Origin of the sequence: Oceaniferula marina, assembly GCF_013391475.1 — a bacterium.
GTDB classification, from domain to species: domain Bacteria; phylum Verrucomicrobiota; class Verrucomicrobiia; order Verrucomicrobiales; family Akkermansiaceae; genus Oceaniferula; species Oceaniferula marina.
On sequence record NZ_JACBAZ010000008.1, the window covers coordinates 236,186 to 255,228 of the forward strand.

At 49.6% G+C, this 19,043-nt stretch carries 16 protein-coding genes; 4 read left to right on the forward strand and 12 right to left on the reverse strand.

Annotated elements, in window-relative coordinates; translation table 11 throughout:
- The first annotated feature begins 33 nt into the window (after positions 1–33).
- Positions 34–1,434: a cysteine--tRNA ligase gene (gene cysS / locus HW115_RS16535; RefSeq protein WP_178934084.1), complete on the forward strand. Its 1,401-nt coding sequence runs from the start codon at positions 34–36 to the stop codon at positions 1,432–1,434.
- Between the two features lie 13 nt (positions 1,435–1,447).
- On the opposite strand, the gene HW115_RS16540 is transcribed toward cysS, so the two are convergent.
- Positions 1,448–4,066 (reverse strand): S1C family serine protease, encoded by a 2,619-nt coding sequence (locus tag HW115_RS16540; protein ID WP_178934051.1) that lies wholly within the window; start codon positions 4,064–4,066, stop codon positions 1,448–1,450.
- Positions 4,067–4,173: 107 nt separating this feature from the next.
- Between HW115_RS16540 and HW115_RS16545 the strand changes: the two genes are divergently transcribed.
- The 3 genes from HW115_RS16545 to HW115_RS16555 all read left to right on the forward strand — a co-directional run bounded on the left by HW115_RS16545 (position 4,174) and on the right by HW115_RS16555 (position 9,653).
- Complete coding sequence (locus HW115_RS16545; RefSeq protein ID WP_178934052.1) at positions 4,174–7,872, forward strand: hypothetical protein; 3,699 nt, start codon at positions 4,174–4,176, stop codon at positions 7,870–7,872.
- A 221-nt stretch (positions 7,873–8,093) separates the two neighbouring features.
- Entirely contained in the window at positions 8,094–9,068 is a 975-nt protein-coding gene (gene hemB / locus HW115_RS16550; RefSeq protein WP_178934053.1) for a porphobilinogen synthase, read from the forward strand.
- Positions 9,069–9,161: 93 nt separating this feature from the next.
- Positions 9,162–9,653, forward strand: coding sequence for a hypothetical protein (locus HW115_RS16555; RefSeq protein ID WP_178934054.1), 492 nt, complete (start codon positions 9,162–9,164; stop codon positions 9,651–9,653).
- A 232-nt stretch (positions 9,654–9,885) separates the two neighbouring features.
- On the opposite strand, the gene HW115_RS16560 is transcribed toward HW115_RS16555, so the two are convergent.
- The 11 genes from HW115_RS16560 to HW115_RS16610 form a co-directional block, all read right to left on the reverse strand.
- Positions 9,886–10,101, reverse strand: a complete 216-nt coding sequence (locus tag HW115_RS16560; protein WP_178934055.1) for a hypothetical protein — start codon at positions 10,099–10,101, stop codon at positions 9,886–9,888.
- A gap of 75 nt (positions 10,102–10,176) precedes the next feature.
- On the reverse strand, positions 10,177–10,359 hold the full coding sequence (locus tag HW115_RS16565) for a hypothetical protein (protein ID WP_178934056.1): 183 nt from the start codon (positions 10,357–10,359) through the stop codon (positions 10,177–10,179).
- 261 nt (positions 10,360–10,620) lie between these two features.
- Complete coding sequence (locus HW115_RS16570; RefSeq protein ID WP_178934057.1) at positions 10,621–12,690, reverse strand: hypothetical protein; 2,070 nt, start codon at positions 12,688–12,690, stop codon at positions 10,621–10,623.
- Between the two features lie 55 nt (positions 12,691–12,745).
- A complete protein-coding gene (locus tag HW115_RS16575; protein WP_178934058.1) occupies positions 12,746–12,979 on the reverse strand; it encodes a DUF8691 family protein in 234 nt (77 codons plus the stop codon).
- A gap of 71 nt (positions 12,980–13,050) precedes the next feature.
- Entirely contained in the window at positions 13,051–13,239 is a 189-nt protein-coding gene (locus tag HW115_RS16580; RefSeq protein WP_178934059.1) for a hypothetical protein, read from the reverse strand.
- Between the two features lie 41 nt (positions 13,240–13,280).
- Positions 13,281–13,556, reverse strand: coding sequence for a hypothetical protein (locus tag HW115_RS16585; RefSeq protein ID WP_178934060.1), 276 nt, complete (start codon positions 13,554–13,556; stop codon positions 13,281–13,283).
- A 282-nt stretch (positions 13,557–13,838) separates the two neighbouring features.
- A complete protein-coding gene (locus HW115_RS16590; RefSeq protein WP_178934061.1) occupies positions 13,839–14,897 on the reverse strand; it encodes a DUF1254 domain-containing protein in 1,059 nt (352 codons plus the stop codon).
- Between the two features lie 74 nt (positions 14,898–14,971).
- Positions 14,972–15,184: a hypothetical protein gene (locus HW115_RS16595; protein ID WP_178934062.1), complete on the reverse strand. Its 213-nt coding sequence runs from the start codon at positions 15,182–15,184 to the stop codon at positions 14,972–14,974.
- A gap of 288 nt (positions 15,185–15,472) precedes the next feature.
- On the reverse strand, positions 15,473–15,742 hold the full coding sequence (locus HW115_RS16600) for a hypothetical protein (RefSeq protein ID WP_178934063.1): 270 nt from the start codon (positions 15,740–15,742) through the stop codon (positions 15,473–15,475).
- A 133-nt stretch (positions 15,743–15,875) separates the two neighbouring features.
- Entirely contained in the window at positions 15,876–16,757 is an 882-nt protein-coding gene (locus HW115_RS16605) for a PEP-CTERM sorting domain-containing protein (protein ID WP_178934064.1), read from the reverse strand.
- A 38-nt stretch (positions 16,758–16,795) separates the two neighbouring features.
- Positions 16,796–19,043: beta-glucosidase (locus HW115_RS16610; protein WP_178934065.1), on the reverse strand; the 2,248-nt coding region annotated here is incomplete at its 5' end.

The window sequence follows — 19,043 nt, forward strand, 5'->3', positions numbered from 1 at the left end:
ACCTCACTCCTTTTAACTGATAACCGATAACTCATAACTGTGAAACTCCACGACACCCTGACCCGCAAGCAACGCGAACTCTCCCCGATCGACGGCAAAACCTTCCGCTTCTACTGCTGTGGCCCCACCGTCTATGGTCCGGCCCATATTGGAAACTTCCGGACTTTCGTCATGCACGATGTCTTCCGCCGGGTGCTCGAAACCGAAGGCACCCCCACCCTGCATGTGCGCAACATCACCGACGTCGATGACAAAACCATCCGCGACGCCCAGGCATCCGGAAAATCCCTCAAGGAGTTCACTTCATACTGGACCGAGAAGTTCCACGCCGACTGCGAGGCTCTCGGCTGCCTGCCGCCGCACATCGAACCCAGCGCCATCGAACACATCCCTCAACAGATCGCGATGATCGAACAACTCATCGAAAAAGGACACGCCTACCCATCCGGTGACGGTTCGGTCTACTTCAGCGTCTCCTCTTTCCCAGAATACGGTCAACTGTCCCATCTCGACACCCGCGAGCTCGATCTCGGCAAAACCCAGAACCAACGCGCCGATGCCGACGAGTATGAAAAAGACTCCGTCGCCGACTTCGTTCTATGGAAATCACGCAAGCCCGAAGATGGTGATAACTACTGGTCATCCCCCTGGGGCGATGGCCGTCCCGGCTGGCACCTTGAGTGCTCCGCCATGATCAAAGAATACCTCGGTGAAAACTTCGACCTCCATTCCGGCGGCGTGGATCTCGTCTTTCCCCACCACGAAAATGAAATCGCCCAAAGCCGGTGCTCCTGCGGCGGGGACTTCGCGGCCCATTGGTTCCACATCACCCACCTGATGGTCGACGGAGGGAAGATGTCGAAATCACTCGGCAACCTCTACACCATCGATGATCTCGCCGAAAAAGGACACTCCGCCATGGAGGTTCGCTACGTGCTCATCTCCGGCCACTACCGGAAACAGCTGAACTTCACGCTCGACTCCCTACACGCCGCTCAGGAGGCACTGCAAAAACTCGCCAAAGGCCGTGCGGCCCTCGCATCGGCTGGAGGTGACTCATCCAACATTCAGGCCGACATTCGGAGCTCAGCATTCGCCCCCGCACTCGAGGCGCTGAACAAGGACCTCAATACTCCGGCAGCCTTGGGGCATCTTTTCTCAGGACTGAAAGCTGCCCAAAAACTCTCCGGTGAAGAAGCCGCTGCCAACCTCGCAGCATTCGACAGCCTGCTCAGCGCCCTTGGTCTTGAGCTCCCAGCCATCGAGGAGGCCGCCAATACCGACATCCCAGCCGATATTCAAGACCTCGCCGAACGCCGCAGGCAAGCCAAACAAAACAAAGACTGGGCAGCCTCCGACCAACTCCGCGACGAACTGGCAGCCCTTGGCTGGACGATCAAAGACAACCCGGACGGGTATGAACTCACTCAATAATCAACGATCTCAGCTATTGACTCGAAATTTTGTGCTGTAAAAGGTACTCTCCCCCACCTTCAGCTCGCACCCTAATCAAGACAGGGTGAGTCATACCAGCAGCAGACTTATCGACAGCCCAAGTGATTACCCCTTCACGGGTAAGCACCATCCCATCCGGCCCTTCGACCAACTCATATTGTAATGGAGCCTGAGACGAGGATGCCATTTTGAGTGTGACCGTGACTTGATCACCCACCGAGACGAGCGAAGGGAGATAAGTCAACGGGTATAAATAATCGACGCCCTTGGATTTCAAATATTGCCAACAATCAAATTTTCGAACAATCAACGTCCGATTATCCAAAGGAACGGTGCATAACAAACCGAGATGAGCATTGTAAAAAAAACGTTTATTCCATGTCAGAGGATCTTCAGGGGTTTGGCTGAATTTAAACTTTAGCTGACTCTGGTCAAACTCCGGCAAATCAACGGCATTTTCAAGAATACTTTTATGCCGCAGAGCATCATATAGCCCCAATGACAAGTCTTGATGAGCCTCCCGCCCATTGTCAGGCATAGGAACCTGGCAGACAAGCCCCGTCATTGTAGTAGGGATAAATGCAGGATGCTTCATTGTTCCTCTCTGAGAACTTTGTTGATACCCAGCTAACACAGCTCCCTTAAAGGAAGTGTAACAGTATTGCCCTAATGGATCAGGGCTTAACCAACCACTGCCCCCATACTCCCCTTTGGCCATTCCCCCTTGTCCAGAGTAATAGACCATGGTCTTACCAGAAGAGCTATAAGCGTTGGTATAGGCTCCATATGCATGTCCTGTCAGAGATGATGAAAAATGTAAATTTTTGGTTAATCCCGCACTAGGGGGATCGATAGCGATCAGCTTACCAGTTTTAAAATCCCGGAATTCAAAACGGTACATTCCAGCGGATTCAATCGCATCATAATAAACACCTACAATCTGCGATGCTCCAGCTCCCACACTCAGCCCCAAAATGTGCCCTGATACCCATGGGGCAGATTGTCCGGATTTTGCCAACGGCTCATAATCCCAATGCTGTACCCGATTCCCCTTCGCAATTAATAGCTGTCTGGCTCCAGCTCCAAAAGTAACGTTTTCTGCCCCATATGGAATCTCACCGTGGACTTGGCCGGCAGCGCAATCAACAACCACCAATTTCCTTTGGCTCCTGATATCTGCCACCAGATAACGCCCTCCCGCGCCCCACGCCACATCATAAATTTCACCATCAAACAATATTTCCCTTTTGTCTTGAGCAAACAATTCCGGATTACCGGCATAAGGATCAAACCCCGAACTATACGGGCTGCCCTGAGACATCAAACTTGATGTTGATCCGACAAGAGGAACATTCACGGTCTGTTGTGACGTATATGCCTCATCCTTCACTACAACCTTAAGTCCTAACGCCTCACGGGCTAACCTGACTGGTCGCAAAGCAATCGCATGCCAATTTTTCATGGCTATAGGAGTCTTCCGCTGATCATTCAACTTTTGAATCGACTCAAGACCGACAATCACACCTCGGTATTCCTGTCCTTGATGCCCCAAAACCAATTGTCTGGAAGGTAAAATCATGCTGATATCTGACAGCATCATTTGGTGCACCCCCACCGTCACTTTTTGGTCACAAATGGCTGTCGTCGAGGTATGGGTATATCTTCCCGATGACTGGATAAAACTCGCTCGAATAGAATAGGAATCCACCTGAGAATGCCCCGTCACAGGAACGCCTCTGACCTTGAACTTAGAATCTCCCAAGTGGATCACCTTAATTTCACGATCATCCATCTGCCGACTTAGGAAATACGCCTTCACCGAGGTTTTTCTGCTACTAGGCACCAGGTAATCCAATTCAAAGCCAACCTCGAGAGGCTTCCCCCGATCCCCATAACTAATAGGCTCGATCTTATCGACTTCCACCCGTGCCGACTTAATCAGCAAATTCAAATGATCTGTCCCAATTGCGAAATTTAAATTTGATCCCACAATGGTAGACACGGCAACGCCTACAACCTCACCCTTTTTGTTAACAACGGGTCCGCCTGAATTACCAGGATTCAACTTGGCATCTATTTGTATGCGCCCAACCGTTTTTCCATCAGACCGAACCGATGTTATCTTACCCGTACTGATTGTCGCCGCTGGGTTATCTCTACCAAAAGCTAGAGCATCTCCCAAAGGAAAGCCTGAAACCATGATAGCTTCGGTTTCTTTTAACTTCGACGGAGATCCAAATTTAAGGGCCGGAGCCTCCCTCGCATCAGTTTTCAGAATAGCCAAATCAAGTTCGGGTGATTTTCTCACCACCAGTGCCAAAACCTCTTTCTCCAAGGCCACACCTGAATTGAGAACCAATGTCACATTCTCTCCTTCAGCAACCCCGTCCACCACATGAGCGCATGTAGCAAAATACCCTTGTGTCGAAATACAAAAGGCTGACCCTTGCATTCCAGTCTGTTTCACTTTGACGAAAGCTGTTGCCTTTTTAACGGAATTAACGGTGTGACTCGATTGGGCCGAAATCGGGCCAACGATCAAACAGCTAGCAAGGCAAAACAAAACACAACGAGCACCCCCTCTCAAAAAACGAATTGAAACAATCATCATAGCAACTTGAACTCACTTATGTGAGTCCACCCTATTCCAGGAGAATTGCATGTAAATCTTAATTGTTATCTTTACTTCTGGTTTAATCTCATTTTGCTTAATTCATCATGAATTTGAGATTTTGCTTGGCCGTTGGAGTTGTTTGTCTAGCTAGCTTATCCTGCAAAGAAAAACACTCTCCATCAAACAATTCCCAAGAAAAGTCTTCGGCTCTATCTTCGGCACCAAATACTCAGCCAGAGTCCACATCGCCCCCCTCCTCCACAACGAACGCCAACAACAATAAAGCGCCAAACTCACCACCACCCCCCTCTCGATATCTGGCTCCGGTGGCAATCGGCAATAACTCAAGCTCCGTCGTCCCCGGTCTCATTTATCTCCACAACAACTCCCCTCATATAGCATTCAAAGCAAGACCACTGAGCAATCAATATGTTTACGCTTATCTCTCCTATGCTGATAAAAGTCGCTGGAAGTCCTGTAAAATATTCATCAAAAACAAAAAGCGAGATCTATATATTGCAAAATTACCCCATGACTATTCTGGCCCTATGCGGTCCTTTCTAAAGGATCCGGTTAAGGGACAGCCGCAAAAAATCGTCTCTATTTTCACAGCTCAATGGGAAGCGTCTATCAACAAGGAGCCCGTTGACAAACAACGGCAAAAAGAGATTCTTTTATCAGAAGAACTCAACGAGCAATATCAATCCATTCAAGACGAATTAAAACTCATTCAAAAAAGAATGTACGAGCTTTCAAAGGATCGATCACGACAAAGAACAAGCAATGGAAAGCATGAGCAATTTCGCGAATTATCAAAAAATAGATCGGATCTCGCAAAACGTCTACTGGAGGTAAGAGCCAAAGCTAGAGAGCAGGGTGTTTACTTAAGCAGATCTCGATCAAATACAAGATCATCATTCCCGACGCCTCCCCATCGAAAGGCTATTATAGCCCCCATGAAAGTAAGCGCAGAACCACATACTGCGTCTGCAGATTACACCGTCAGCAGTAATGGACCAACTCCCCCCTATGCCATTATTCCAGGTAGTGCATTCGCACGAATCTCAGATAAAACACTACAAATAACACCCTATGGAGAAATCACCCGAATGCATGAAATCAAGCTCGGGAACCCAACAGCCTATTTCAAGATAGAATACAGTAATCGAACAAGCCTCAATATTCATATACCAGTCCCTCAAGAATTAACTCTCAAACCTCAAATCAAAATTGGATTTGGACCAAAAGGAAAACTGAATAAAGACATTGATCAGGCCATCGCATCTTCTTCTTTTCACCATAGCTCATCATCGAACGCTTACCGGTGTTCAGCCAAAATGTCGGAACTCTCAAATACAGGAGAAACCGAATTTGAGGCCATCATTGCCTATCGTGAAAGCTCAGAGGCAAACTGGATCATTTTCAATGAATTCGACTTCAGGCTGTCTATCAACGAAAAGAAAATGATCATTCCCGAATGGGGATCCACTAACAGCATCACTCTTGCAGCCAACCAAAACAATAATCTGTTCAAGGAGTCAATTGCTTGCCCCCCCGTCCATCACAAGCAAATCCCGGAGCAAATCAAAAAGACAAGCTTAGCAAAATGTGGTCAAATCCTAGTCGTTCAATACGGAAAAAAACTAAGATTACTCAACACCAAAACCTTTGAATGGGGTAAAACAATCGAATGGTCCAATGATCATGTCGCATTTACCGCCGATGCTCAACACCTATATACTGTGACCGACCAACTAGTCTCATCCTATCAGTTACCATCACTAAAACTGATTCAAGAAGTGCCCTTACCCTCAGGCGGGCCTGTTCTCGCACTCTCAGCAGGCTCACATGCAACAAACTCACCTCTGGTGATTGTCACCTCTGGGAGAATCACCCTGCTCGATGCCGAAAAACTAACCCCACTAAAGCAACCTATCAACGATGAACAAAATGCATCAAAGGCTGGCCTTTCAAGTATCTCATGGCCAACCAGTAGCAAAGGCACCCCCCCCTATGATATCGCCAACGTGATTTCATCACCCGATGGCGAGGGGCATACCATCTGCACCGTTCAATCTTCAGCTAAACATTCTAGTCCGAAGAGCTGTTTACTCATTGATCTCGGTGAACGTTGGTTGATCAAACACCATACAACTGGAACAGTCGGGGGGAATCGCAAAATCTATTATCATACCGAGATCAGCCAATTTGATAACAAAGAAAAAAAACGACTCAAGCTTGAGAAGCGGCCGGATCTTCTCATTCCGACATCAGCCCCCGGAATGCTAGCCATCAACCTCCCAAGTCAACGCACAGTCCCTGCATCAAGCATTCACTTTCGTTATTTGGCAAATCCAGACCAATCAGAAGCAACCGTCTATACAGGAGCATCGAGTGCTGCGCCCCTGATGATTAAAGCAAAATCCGAGAGAACGACTCATCTCCAGCCTCCTCGCTTAATCTTCCTCCCGGAGGAATCAAACCTTCTATCCATCGGGGATAAGTCCATCACGTTGGAAAATGTGCCACAGGTGAATTTATCAGCCAAACTTTCTCTGCCGACATTACTCAATACCCCGCACTCTCCAAGACGAGGAAAATCTTGGTCATTTACTCCTATTATTCACGGAATAGAAGCAAAAGACATCCAGTGGGTGAAAGGCCCTGAACTGGCAGAATATGATTCAGTCAATGGCATCTCTTGGAACGTCCCAGCCGAATTCATCGAAGACAAAGCCAATTTTAAGCTATCAGTCAAAGGGCAAGAACTTAACATTGAAGTCCGCGTACTAGGCAACCCAGTCTCCATATTAACTCAAAGCTCCGATCATAAAAAAGCCCATGGAATCCCCATCTCCGGCACCCTCAACTTTCCCGACGGCATTGACCGCATTCTTACATCACCTCATCAAAACAAAGCAGTGATCGTCAGCAATAAACACCGCCGGATATCTCTGTTTGACTTCAGCACACGCTCTATCACCGCGTCCTACTCATCATCCACGGGACCACTGGAGCCAGCCTTCACTCCAAACGCTCTGTTACTGTGGCACACCAATGGTAACATTCTTGAAAAACGCAATCTGAAGGACCTTTCACCTATCCAGATCGCTTCAAGCTCTACCACCCTCCCCCTACGGGGACTTGCGGGAGGCTCTGCACCCGTGGCATTTCTTGAAACCACATCCAATCAACTCGTTTTGTTTGAGATTGAAACGGACTCACTGAAACTAAGTTCCCCAATATCATTAGGTCAATTTTCCACCAGCACACTGAACTATCGTTCCCGAAACAATGTAAACCAGCTAGCGAGCACAATGGATAACTCACGTATCCTCATAGGTAACACCTTAGTTCAAAAAAATGGACCGATGAATTATACCAAATACGCTTTCTCTCAATATACAAATAGCGAGTCCACCGCCTATTTCAACCTAAGCGGAGACTCCATATTCAGCACAGGCAAATCCGTTAATGTCACCACCAAACGATCCTGGTCGGTCAATTCCAACAATAATTCCACCCTGATTCCCGAAATTTCAGGCGAATATATCATGAGCTTCGAATCAAGCCGCAATGAACCTGCAGTATTAACCATCATCGCCAACAAATCACGCCAGCAGATGGGACAACTTACAGGCTTCCCTGAGTTCAAGATTCGCGACAGCCAATTATTTAGCCAACCTCATGGCACATCACGCATTTCTTATCACGCTCCAACAGATACGCTCTTAACTCTGAGTGAAGATAACAACCAAATCCATATCAGAAACCTGCCCTCTGAGCTGCTGCATTCAAACTAGATATGTCATCAGCGATAAGTCGCCTGTTTCAAATCTGTATAGTCCACAACGGCCATAGCCTCCAAACCAGGGCCATCGAAATGATGCCAAGGTCACCAGCCTAGCCACGGCATCAGGGGTTTCATATACGAAATGCTAAACTCATTTGAAGATGCAGCCAGTTAAGATTTTATCGTAAAAAATTTCCGTGCCTTCCGAGTCTTCCGTGGTTAAAAAAGGTCATGATTCGTCCGCGCCGCAACCGCAAGTCCCCTGCCGTCCGTGATCTCGTTCGTGAGACCACGCTGTCGCCAGCCGATTTTATCTACCCCCTCTTTGTGCATGACAAAGATACGGATGAAGCCATCGACTCCATGCCGGGATGCACCCGCTGGTCGCTCGAGGGGCTCGTCAAGGAAGCTGGAGAAGCCCACGCACTCGGCATCCCCGCCGTCGTGATTTTCCCGGCCATCGCCGAAAATCTCAAAACCAGTGAGGCCCAGGAGAGTTACAATGACAAGGGCCTAGTGCCACGTGCCATTCAAGCTCTCAAATCAGCCCACCCCTCACTCTGCGTCATCACCGACGTCGCCCTCGACCCCTACAATGCGGACGGCCACGACGGACTGGTCCGACCGGACTCAGACGGCAATCTCGAGATTGTCAACGATGACACCGTCGCCGTGCTCTGCCAGCAAGCACTTTGCCACGCCCGGGCCGGAGCCGATATTGTCTCGCCCTCCGACATGATGGATGGTCGGGTTCTGGCGATCAGAGAGTCCCTCGACGCCGAGGGCCATACCGATGTATCCATTCTCGCCTACACCGCCAAATACGCCTCAGCCTACTATGGTCCGTTCCGTGGAGCGCTTGAATCCGAGCCGAAGGCCGGAGACAAAAAAACCTACCAAATGGATCCAGCCAACGTCAGGGAAGCCATCCGGGAAACCATGATGGACGAAGACGAGGGAGCTGACATGATCATGGTCAAACCTGCAGGCCCTTACCTCGATATCATCGCCAAGGTCAAAGAGTCGACCACTCTGCCGGTTGCCGCCTATCAGGTCAGCGGTGAATACCTCATGATCAAAGCCGCCAGCCAAGACGGTTGGCTCGACGAAAAGGCCATCGTCCTCGAATCTCTAACTGGCATCAAACGCGCCGGAGCCAGTATCATTCTCACCTACTTCGCCAAAGACGCCGCCCGCTGGCTCTGAGACAGACGGTGTGTGATGGCATGAGCTGAGCTCGGCACCGCTTTTGTGCGGGTTGGCTTGACGCCACCCGTTTGCAGGCCCAAGTTTACTATCATGACCAAAAGCAATTTTATCATCGCCGCCGTCTTCGCCACAGTGGTTGCCGTCTTGCTTTGGTGGTTTAGCGACACCCAGGTAATCAAACGCAAGACCCATGCCTTGGCCGAAACCGCCAGCGTGGCACGGGCCGATGGCAAAGGTGCCCGAGCCCTGAAAACCAAGGATCTCGCCGGCCTGCTGTCGAATGAAGTGATCGGCAGTGTCGAGGTCTCACGGCTCTCCGATAGCTTTAGCAAAGATGAAATGCTCAGCGCGCACCACATGCTGGTGCACAATTGCCGTTCGGCATCTGCCATTTTCTCCGACATGGAGATAGAAATCGATGACGAAACAGGCACCTCTGCCACAGTCACCGCCAGCCTCGATCTGCTCGTCACCGATACCAGAGGCGAGGAATACAAGGAATCCTGCCTGGCCTCCCTGACTTGGAAGAAAAACGATCAAGACCAATGGAGCTTGCATCGTATCCAAATCCATCAGCAGTGACGCCCCGGATAGGTTTCAAGTCTGGCTGCGGCAAGCCCGCCAGACTCGTTGCAACCGCCGTCCATAGCGGGCAAATAGAAGCGAGAGGCACACCGAAAAAACGGCCACGGAACCAATATCCCGTGACCGTTGCGCTTCGTTGACTCTAAAAGAACACCATTGAGCTTACGCATCTTTCTGAGCGTGTTCTCAACGACGGGGCTGAGTTCGTCTTCTTTCAAGAGCTCAATTTTTACCAGCGGTCACGGCGGCTGTCCTGACGATTGTCTCGGTGGTCCTGGCGATCATCCTGGCGCTCGCCCCGATTGTCCTGTCGATCACCTCGGTGCTCCTGTCGCTTATCTTGACGGTGATCCCGGTTCTGCTGTCCGATGGTGTCTCCGTAGAGGGAGCAGCTGGAAAGGACGAGGAGGCTGACGACGATGTTTTTTGTTGTAGTTTTCATCATTCTTATTTTCTAATGGTTTATTGTTGAATGGTTTGTAGTAATTTCAGTTTTGCTAGAGCTTGGGTAGGAGACGGACTAATTACGATTACCCTGGCGGTCATCTTGGTTTTGTTCGCGACTATCCTGCCGGCCATCACGATTTTCTTGGCGGTCTCCCTGACGGTTATCCCGATTATCTTTGGTTACGGTGTCAGCATAAAGTGAGCTACCAGAAAGAATGAGGAGACTGACGACGATGTTTTTAACGGTATTGTTCATAATAGTAATGGGTTGTAGTAGTTTAGTTGTAGAAGCCCGGGGAATGATTGCTTCCCTCAGGACGATTTAAAATTACCACCACTCCACCGATCCCACATGTATCCGAAGGGTGTAAATAAGGGTGTAATTGGCACCTTTTTGACTATTTTTACCCAATTCTCCTTCTCGCTATCCTTCGCGAGCTGATACTGCCGCTTCAAAAAAGCGGCCACGGGACCTCTCCCGCAGCCGCTTTCCCTTACTATGAAAAAAACGATTCCTTTAGCGTCTGCGCCCCCTGCCTCCGGATGATCTGGATCGAGTCGACTTTGAATAACTTGTTCTTCCCGAGCTCTGTTTGTAAGAGCGGCTTGAGCTCTTTCGCGTGCTCGAAGAATACTGACGCTGTTGACGGTTCACCTGAGTCGATTTGGAGTAGCGGTTCACACTCCCCTGATAGGATGGCTGTGCCGTCGTTGTCTTCCGACGGGTTACCGTCTGTCTCGATGAAACACTGGGAGGTGTTTGCTGAATCCTTGTCGACTTCGGCTGGACCGTCGTCGATGTCCGGCGACTCACTGACTGCGTAGTGCGCTGGGCGTGATGTTGCCCTGTGCGATGAACAGTCTGGCTCGGAGGATGAATTCCGGGAGCTCCATGCCAACCACCATCGCTACGTTTTTGCCAGCCGCCATCATCACGACGGTAGAGGTTGCCATCTTTTCCAACAAAGACATCACCGTCTTTATTTTTCCCGAGGAATTTATCAGAGCCATACTTCCGATTGACACGAATAGCCTCTCCACCTTTCGATGTCTGTATAGCACGAGCTGTCGCGTTAGCATTAGAACGATGGCCAGTGCGAGCCCACTCTCCGTCGCGAACTACGGCGGAGCGGCCCCAGGACCCGTAAGGCGTAGCTGCGCCAACACGTCCAGCTGCTGTATTGGTCCATGGATTATAAGCTGATTTTCCAGCGGCTACACCCCTTGGTCCGTAGGCATAAGCGCCACGGGCATAGCCCCCCGTGTGTGGATTGTAAGCAGCGACGGCTCCTACGCCCCCGTGGGGACCATAACGATAGCCTCCACGAGCTACATATCCTGAACCATGATGGTAATGGGAGCCTCCACCATAACCATACCAACATGGCTTGGGGTGATGATGATGATAATGGTGATCATGACCATCTTCATGACCGAGCCAGTAACCCAGACCGAACACCACCAGGCCTCTGGCGACGTAAGCACCTGAATAACCGCCTGTGGCCCCGACAACGACGGTCTCGGGTGTCGATTCGTAAACTTTCACATGGGTGACATTGTATTTCGGGCTTTCCTCGGGGATAGAGTAGATCGCCGTCGGAACATTATCACATACCATCCATTCTCCGGTTGGCAATGCAGCCTGGAACCAGACCCCCTGATGGCAGGCGTAATATTGGCCGGAGACCTCGAATACATCGTAGCTCGTATTCACGGCGAACATCAGATTGTCCGAGCCTACTACCGGCTCAAACTGAGGCTCTCCGTCATAGACCACTTCCAGCGTCACCGAGTCACGACTCACTGTGGCTTTCTGTGGCGTGGAGGCTAACAAAACAGCTTCCTCAGCTTGGGATGTGCCGGGCACGGATACTAAAACACTTCCTTTGACATGATCCGAACGAATTTTTGCAAAGTCGTCAGGTAAATCAAGCGTAGCAGCCGTCCATGGCCCGGTCAGCGCCGTGGCACGGAACCAACGGCCAGCCGTCAAATAATAGTAACTTTTTTCAGACGGAAGAAAAAACAAATCATCCTCGGTATTACTAACATAAAGCAATCCGGTTCCCGGGATCGGTGACATGTGAGGCTGACCTTCGGTTTGTATCAACTCGGCCGGCTGATCGGAAACAAACACGTTCGGAGCCTCACTGGGACCCTTGGTCGTGTTGAGTCGGATTTTAACCTCCGACCAATTTTCATCGTTGGGAAGCTGACTGAAACTCTGCGGAAGTTCGCGCGCAGGCACCCACGCCCCTTTGAGTAGGTCCTGGGTTTTCAACCAATGGTCTCCAACGAGCAGAAAATAGCCACCGGATGAAGTATCGAACAGAACATCCCAGTTCGTATTCACCGCAAACATCAGAGAATTATCTCCGGATTTGACAGGCTCCATCACAGGTTCACCCATGAATGACACTATCACGGATGGAGTGTCACTATAGAAGATCGGTGGAGGATCCAGATTGACCTGGGTATTGACAATACTCCCTCCATTTTGCTGAGGCTCGGCCTGAGCCATGGATGGATAGGTAGTAGCCAGCACAGATGCGACAAATGCAGATGTGGGATAGATGATATGTTTCATAGATAGAGTAGGTTTGATTTGATGTTGAAAATACGCCGTTAAAGACAAGAACGAATTACGTTGGCTCCACCAGCACACACTCCACGGAAACCAGCGGTAGGTGCAGTTCATACAGGGAATGAAGAAGGCCGGTTAATGCGGCCTGATCAACAAAGCGGCCAACCAAAATGGAAATCGGCGGCAAATCACTTTGCTTTTCCTCGCTAAGGTTGAGTCCATCAAAATGCCGAGCCAAGCCGGCATCCAACTGACCTCTCACTGCAATGCGGTAAATTGCAGAAGAGGACATTTTGAGTGTTAGGGGGATTTGAAACATCGCTGTGGTTTGTAATAGTGATGAAGTCTGACGGAGAGGGCTTCCTAGTTCTGACGGTTCTCTTGACGAGCATCTTGGTGAGCGTCCCGCCCGTCCTGACGGTCTTCGCGGTGATCCTGGCGACCTTCCTGACGGCCATCTCGGTTTTGCTGCCCCACGGTGTCTGCATAAAGCGATCCACAGGAAAGAGTGAAGAAGGTTACGAGGCTGATATTTTTAAGTGTCTTGTTCATCGGTTTGATTGGTTCATTGGTTTGATTGATTGGAAGAGTTCTTACTTGTTATGTTTGTGGTTTTTGCCGTTTTTACCGTTCTTGTAATGGCCTTTCTTTTTGCCGTTATCGTGACCGTTCTTGTGGTGTTTCCCGTGATGGTCATCATATTTTTTGTAGTGATCTTTATCGAACTCCTCGTGATACTCTTTGCGAACCTCATCACGGACTTCTTTGTTTACTTCCTGTCGGATTTCCTTGCGAAGCGAGTCAGCATAAAGTGAGCTGCTGGAGAGAACGAGGAGGCCGAGGACGATGCTTATTGTAGTGGTTTTCATAGTTCTTATTTTCTAATGGTTGGTTGTTGAGTTGGTTCGTTGTAGTTGTCCGGGGAACGAATGCTTCCCTCAGGACGATTTAAAATTACCACCACTCCACCGATCCCACATGTATCCCAAGGGTGTAAAAAAGGGTGTAATTTGCACCTTTTTGACTATTTCTCGCAAATTCTCCTTCTCGCTAGCATGTGTGACCAGGACTGCCGATTAATAAAAAAGCGGCCATGGAATCGCTCCCATGACCGCTGGTATTACTACAACAAAAGTTGTAAGGCGCTGGATTTACTTCACAAGCTTAATTGTTTCAAGCGGAGCGATGCTTCCATCAAACACGACTTTGGAAGGAGTGTAGTGACGCATTGCTGCATTCCAGCTTCCGGTGCTGTTTTTAATCGGAATATTATTTACTTCACCTTCACATCCAAAGTGCACGGTGTAGGTGCCGTCGGCATTTTTCACAGCTGTCTCGGAGTTAATGTTAGCCACTTTATCAAACATGAATCCCTCTTTGTTATAGACCGTGATGGACCAGAACCCTCCTTCATTTTTAGGATCTTCAAAGGTTGTGGAGCGACCTTCAAAGCCATTAAAGAACTTGGAAAACTGATAAATGTTGTCTTTCCAGGTAGCCCCGCCCCAACCAATGGCTGTCCCCATCAGATACTTGTCAGGATCCACATAGTCCTCCGTGCCAAACATTTTCTCAGTATCCAGCAATCCGGACTCAGCAAAATCCTTCAAAATACCGTGGTGGGTTTTCTCATACGATGGCTTATCAAATGTAACCGGCTCAAATGGGGTCGAACTATTGGCGTGTAATTGGATCTGATCCTGCAACTTGTGGATTTCAGCAAGGTCCTTGACATCACCCGACTTCACTCCGATACGAACCAAGGCATACATATGGTCAGAGTGAGACGGAATCTCGTGTTTTCCAGGGCTGTAAACCATATCATACACGCGGTGATTTTCGTCCAAATACATCAAGGAAATATAACGGTCTCCTGTGTCTGGCAATGTAATATATGCCCCCTTGGTTGTATCAACAATAGCCATCGAATAAAGCGTATCACGGTTCATACGGATAACTGGCTGTTTCTCTACACTGGGCACAGCACGCTTGTGATCAAACTTATTCACGCCTCCGGCATTCTTTTGTGTAATCGCCATCTGACGATGGGTTTCTACGAACGGATAGTTTTCATTGTCTACTTGAAGGAGTTTACCCTGACTGACCAGATCGGTCACACCTGAGGTATTTTTATTGTCTGACGCGAGAAGCATGCCGCTTCCAAGAGTAAGGCCGAGCATGGAATTGATGAGTATTTGTGATGTTTTCATAATATTGTTGGTGGTGGTAATTCGTAAGAATTGATTTTATTGTTTGTTGATAAAGTAATTATGACTGTTTCGATTTAGAAGCGATCTTGACGGCTGTCCTGACGGTTGTCGCGATGATCCTGACGGTTGTCCTGATGCTCACCCCGGTTATCCTGTCGATCACCCCGGTGCTCCTGTCGATTGTCCTGACGATGATCCCGGTTCTGCTGTCCGATCGTGTCTCCGTAGAGTGAGCAACTGGAGAGGACGAGGAGGCCGAGGACGATACTTTTTGTTGTGGTTTTCATAGTTCTTAATTTCTAATGGTTTGTTGTTTAATTGGTTCGTTGTAGTTACCCGGGGAATGATTGCTTCCCTCAGGACGATTTAAAATTACCACCACTCCACCGATCCCACATGTATCCCAAGGGTGTAAAAAAGGGTGTAATTTGCACCTTTTTCGATTTTTTAGACGATTTTATCTCACGCAAAGGCACAAAGACACCAACACAATTTTCTTTTTGCGGCTTTGCAGCTTAAACGAAGTGGGCGTGACTTCACCCCCTCAAGATAACCTATGAATGACATGTCCAGCCCTATTGGCTTGGTCCAGGATTGAGCTGCAGAGTGTCTGCGCTTTCCTGTTTGCGCTTCGGGCCCTTGCACAGCTCCCACAAGCCTTGCACTTCACTCACCTCCGGCGGTTGCCCGCCACCAAAAGCATGGGCCATCAATGCCTCAGCTGCGGCTTTCTTTTGCGGATCATTCGCACAGGCGGTACTGAGCTGCCACTCGGCATGTTCGGACATCTGTTGATACAGGAGTTCCAGACATCGTTGGCTATCTTGCTGTTTGGCGGCATGCATATAGGCGGCTCGAGCACGACGGTGACGACGAAGGGATTGAATTGAGAAATAAACGCCCCATGCCTTGCAAGTGGCATGGGGCGTTACTTGATACGAATGAACGGTAATTTTAGTGCGTCAATTTATGACGTTACTAACGGCGCCGAAGTATGAGGGTAAGCGCGCTAAGGCCAAGAAGGGCTGCGGAGGATGGCTCAGGAACTGCCGATACATTAAAATTGGCCAACGTCACGCCGTCGTCGCCACCGAAGAATATAGATGCATTATCGGTGTCTCCCCAGCCACCAGTGCCGATCAGAGAGGATACATCACGCGTGAGAGAGCTTTCAAAAGATCCATCATTATTGGCATCGACACTGAATGTGAGTTCTTGTGCTGATGAGCTGAAGGAAATTTTTGCAAGGTGGGTTCCTAGGCCGTATGACACACCGGTCATGTTGGTTTGATTGTCGCCGAAGTCTTCGCTTATGGAACTGAACAAGAATGTATTTCCTGTGTTACCATTTGCTAGTTCGACAACTGCTGCTGAATTTCCAGTTTGATAGTCAGGCAAACTAAATGTTCCCAGTTGACCCGTGCCCATGCCGAAGAAGACGTTCTGGTTGGCTATGTCGCTGATGGTGAATTCAATCGTCGCTGTGAAATTTGCCGTGTGGTAGTCATTCTGGATGGTGGAGAGGTAGTTGCGACCGCTATCGCTGGAGCTACCCAAACCAAAAACTGCGCCAGTTGTGCTGAATTCGATGCGCTCAAACGAGGCATGCCCCCCGGGGTCTGGGGTTCCGTCTCCTCCCCCCCAAATGAAGGACGGTGTCAACCCTGCAGCCGTCAAATTATTGACTGTGGCTGTAGCTTCAGATGAGTCATCAATACCTCCGTCATTATCAACGCCGCCCAATGACTGGAGAGTGACGGATATAGAAGTTGCTGCGTTTGTGGTCAGTGCCATTGCGATGCTTGCTGCTGCTCCTACTAGCAGTGCTTTTCTGTTTTGTATGTTTTGTACTTTTTTCATGGTTTCTGCATGTTGTTTTGCGAGAAGAGGTTCTTTTGTTATTCTAGTGTGATGGTTTTGGTTGATTGGATATCCTTGGAGGATGTACCGGTCATGAGGTGGAACTCTCCGGCTTCGACCTGCCACTCTTTGGTGGATGGATCCCAGAAGGCGAAGGAGCGGAAATCCAGCTCCAGGATGACTGTCTTCGATTCACCTTGTTTGAGGAACACCTTGCGATATCTTTTTAGTTCCTTCTCGGGGCGGACGAGGGAGGATTTTTTGTCGCCAACATAGAGTTGCACGACCTCCGCGCCCTCGCGATCTCCTGTGTTGGTGACTTTGACCGCCACTTTCACATGGGGTGACTTGGTGGAAGCGTCAACCACACGGACACCCACAGTTTTCACACTGAAGGTGGTGTAGCTGAGCCCGTGCCCGAATGGGAAGCGAGGCTCGATGTTCTGTTGATCGAACCAACGGTAGCCGAAGAAAATCCCCTCTGTGTAGTTCGTGTGTGGATCAGCGGAAAGAGGACCCAGCTTACCAGGGTAGGTTTCTTTGGCGTGGCAGGCGTAATCGTTGAGCTTCTTGCCAAAGGTTGCGCTGAGTTTGCCGCTTGGGTTTACTTTTCCGAAGATGAGGTCGGCAATGGAATTTCCGGCTTCCTGCCCCCCATACCATGCCTCCAGAACGGAAGGAACCTGATCAATCCACTGTTCCATGCGAACGACGGAGCCGTTGACAAGGACGACGATGAGGTTTTTGTTGACTTTAGCTAGCTCGGAAATGAGTTCAGCCTGTGGTCCGATGAGTTCTAGGTTAGGAATGTCGTGTGTATTTTGCCCCCATCCGCCTTCACTGTCATAGCCGTGATGGGTTCCTCCCACGAAGATGACGGCATCGGCATCTCTCGCCTCGGCAATGGCGGCCTCGGAGTTTTGCGTAGGATCCTGCCAGACGAGTTGGAGTGAGGCGTCTCCTCCGTTGTCATAGTATTCGATCTTGATGTCGTATTCCTTACCTGCAACTAGATCTATTTGCTGCATCACGGTTTGTTTGCCGTGGTCTCCCCACTGGTCGACCACGAGTTTACCGTCTAACCAGAGGCGTGATCCATCATCGCTACAGGTTCCTAGTTTGGCTTTGCCTGTGAGAGGAGATATGAATTTACCTGTCCAGCGTGCAGAGAGGTTGTTGGTTGGCATGTTTGGCACGGAAGGTAGACCAAACATGGCCTTGCCCCATCGGAAGTTGATGGCCAGTGATGGTGCTCGCTCTACAGGTTCTCCTTTGAATTTCTTGTTGTTCCAGTATTCTCCCATCAGACCCGGCTTGCCGTTAGGTTGTTTGAGCATGGAGGAAGGGATAACAGATGTCCCCTCATAGGTGTAACCTGCGACGTAGTGGACCTTGTCACCGAGAACATTTTGGATGCCCTGAAGGGGGGTGATTTCGTAAGGGGACATCACGCCTCCGGAGCCTCCCTGTCCACGATGTTCTTTGGCTGCATTCGGTCCGACGATAAGAAGTTTCTTAATCTTGGTGGGGTTAAGAGGCAGCACCTTGCGGTCATTTTTCAACAAGACCATACCCTCTGCTGCCAGACGACGGATAGTGTCCTGATGCGCCCGAGTTTGGACTGAGCCTTTGGGCTGCATGTGCGGGTCGATTACGTGGGTTCTCAGCATGAGACGCAACATGCGGCGAACCTTGTCGTCTAGCACGGACATCGGTAATTGGCTCGTCTTTACCAGATGGACAAGGCCATCTTCTTTGCCGAACAGACTGGTTCCCATTTCAAGGTCAAGCCCTCCCAAAGCACATGCCTTGGCGTTGTGGGCAGCGACCCAGTCTGAAACCATCACTCCGTCAAACCCCCATTCCTTTTTTGCCACTGTTTCCTGTAACCACTTGTGTTCTGAGGCGTAAACGCCATTAACACGATTGTAAGCTGACATGATGCTCCAGGTTTTGCCTTCCTTCACGGCCATCTCAAAAGGAAGCAGATACATCTCACGTAGGGTGCGCTCGTCCACGTTGGAGCTAGAGAGGTAACGGTGGTTTTCTTGATTGTTGACGGCGAGATGTTTGATGCAGGCTGCTATATCAAGGCTCTGCACGCCCTGGATGTAGGCAACCGCTGTTTTTCCAGTCAGATAGGGATCCTCACCAAAGTATTCGAAGTTGCGTCCGCAGAGTGGAGTTCGCATCAGGTTAACACCAGGGCCAAGGATCCAATGGCGCTTTTCGCCAAGCATTTCTTCGGCAAGCAGGCGTCCATATTCGTAGGCTGATTGGGGGTTC

What these genes read in the sequence shown, in the direction of transcription:
- HW115_RS16540 (WP_178934051.1), bottom strand. Translation starts at nt 4,066, where the DNA reads ATGATGATTGTTTCAATTCGTTTTTTGAGAGGGGGTGCTCGTTGTGTT.
- HW115_RS16565 (WP_178934056.1), bottom strand. Translation starts at nt 10,359, where the DNA reads ATGAACAATACCGTTAAAAACATCGTCGTCAGTCTCCTCATTCTTTCT.
- HW115_RS16580 (WP_178934059.1), bottom strand. Translation starts at nt 13,239, where the DNA reads ATGAACAAGACACTTAAAAATATCAGCCTCGTAACCTTCTTCACTCTT.
- HW115_RS16590 (WP_178934061.1), bottom strand. Translation starts at nt 14,897, where the DNA reads ATGAAAACATCACAAATACTCATCAATTCCATGCTCGGCCTTACTCTT.
- hemB (WP_178934053.1), top strand. Translation starts at nt 8,094, where the DNA reads ATGATTCGTCCGCGCCGCAACCGCAAGTCCCCTGCCGTCCGTGATCTC.
- HW115_RS16575 (WP_178934058.1), bottom strand. Translation starts at nt 12,979, where the DNA reads ATGTCCTCTTCTGCAATTTACCGCATTGCAGTGAGAGGTCAGTTGGAT.
- HW115_RS16570 (WP_178934057.1), bottom strand. Translation starts at nt 12,690, where the DNA reads ATGAAACATATCATCTATCCCACATCTGCATTTGTCGCATCTGTGCTG.
- HW115_RS16555 (WP_178934054.1), top strand. Translation starts at nt 9,162, where the DNA reads ATGACCAAAAGCAATTTTATCATCGCCGCCGTCTTCGCCACAGTGGTT.
- HW115_RS16595 (WP_178934062.1), bottom strand. Translation starts at nt 15,184, where the DNA reads ATGAAAACCACAACAAAAAGTATCGTCCTCGGCCTCCTCGTCCTCTCC.
- HW115_RS16585 (WP_178934060.1), bottom strand. Translation starts at nt 13,556, where the DNA reads ATGAAAACCACTACAATAAGCATCGTCCTCGGCCTCCTCGTTCTCTCC.
- HW115_RS16545 (WP_178934052.1), top strand. Translation starts at nt 4,174, where the DNA reads ATGAATTTGAGATTTTGCTTGGCCGTTGGAGTTGTTTGTCTAGCTAGC.
- HW115_RS16605 (WP_178934064.1), bottom strand. Translation starts at nt 16,757, where the DNA reads ATGAAAAAAGTACAAAACATACAAAACAGAAAAGCACTGCTAGTAGGA.
- HW115_RS16560 (WP_178934055.1), bottom strand. Translation starts at nt 10,101, where the DNA reads ATGATGAAAACTACAACAAAAAACATCGTCGTCAGCCTCCTCGTCCTT.
- HW115_RS16600 (WP_178934063.1), bottom strand. Translation starts at nt 15,742, where the DNA reads ATGCATGCCGCCAAACAGCAAGATAGCCAACGATGTCTGGAACTCCTG.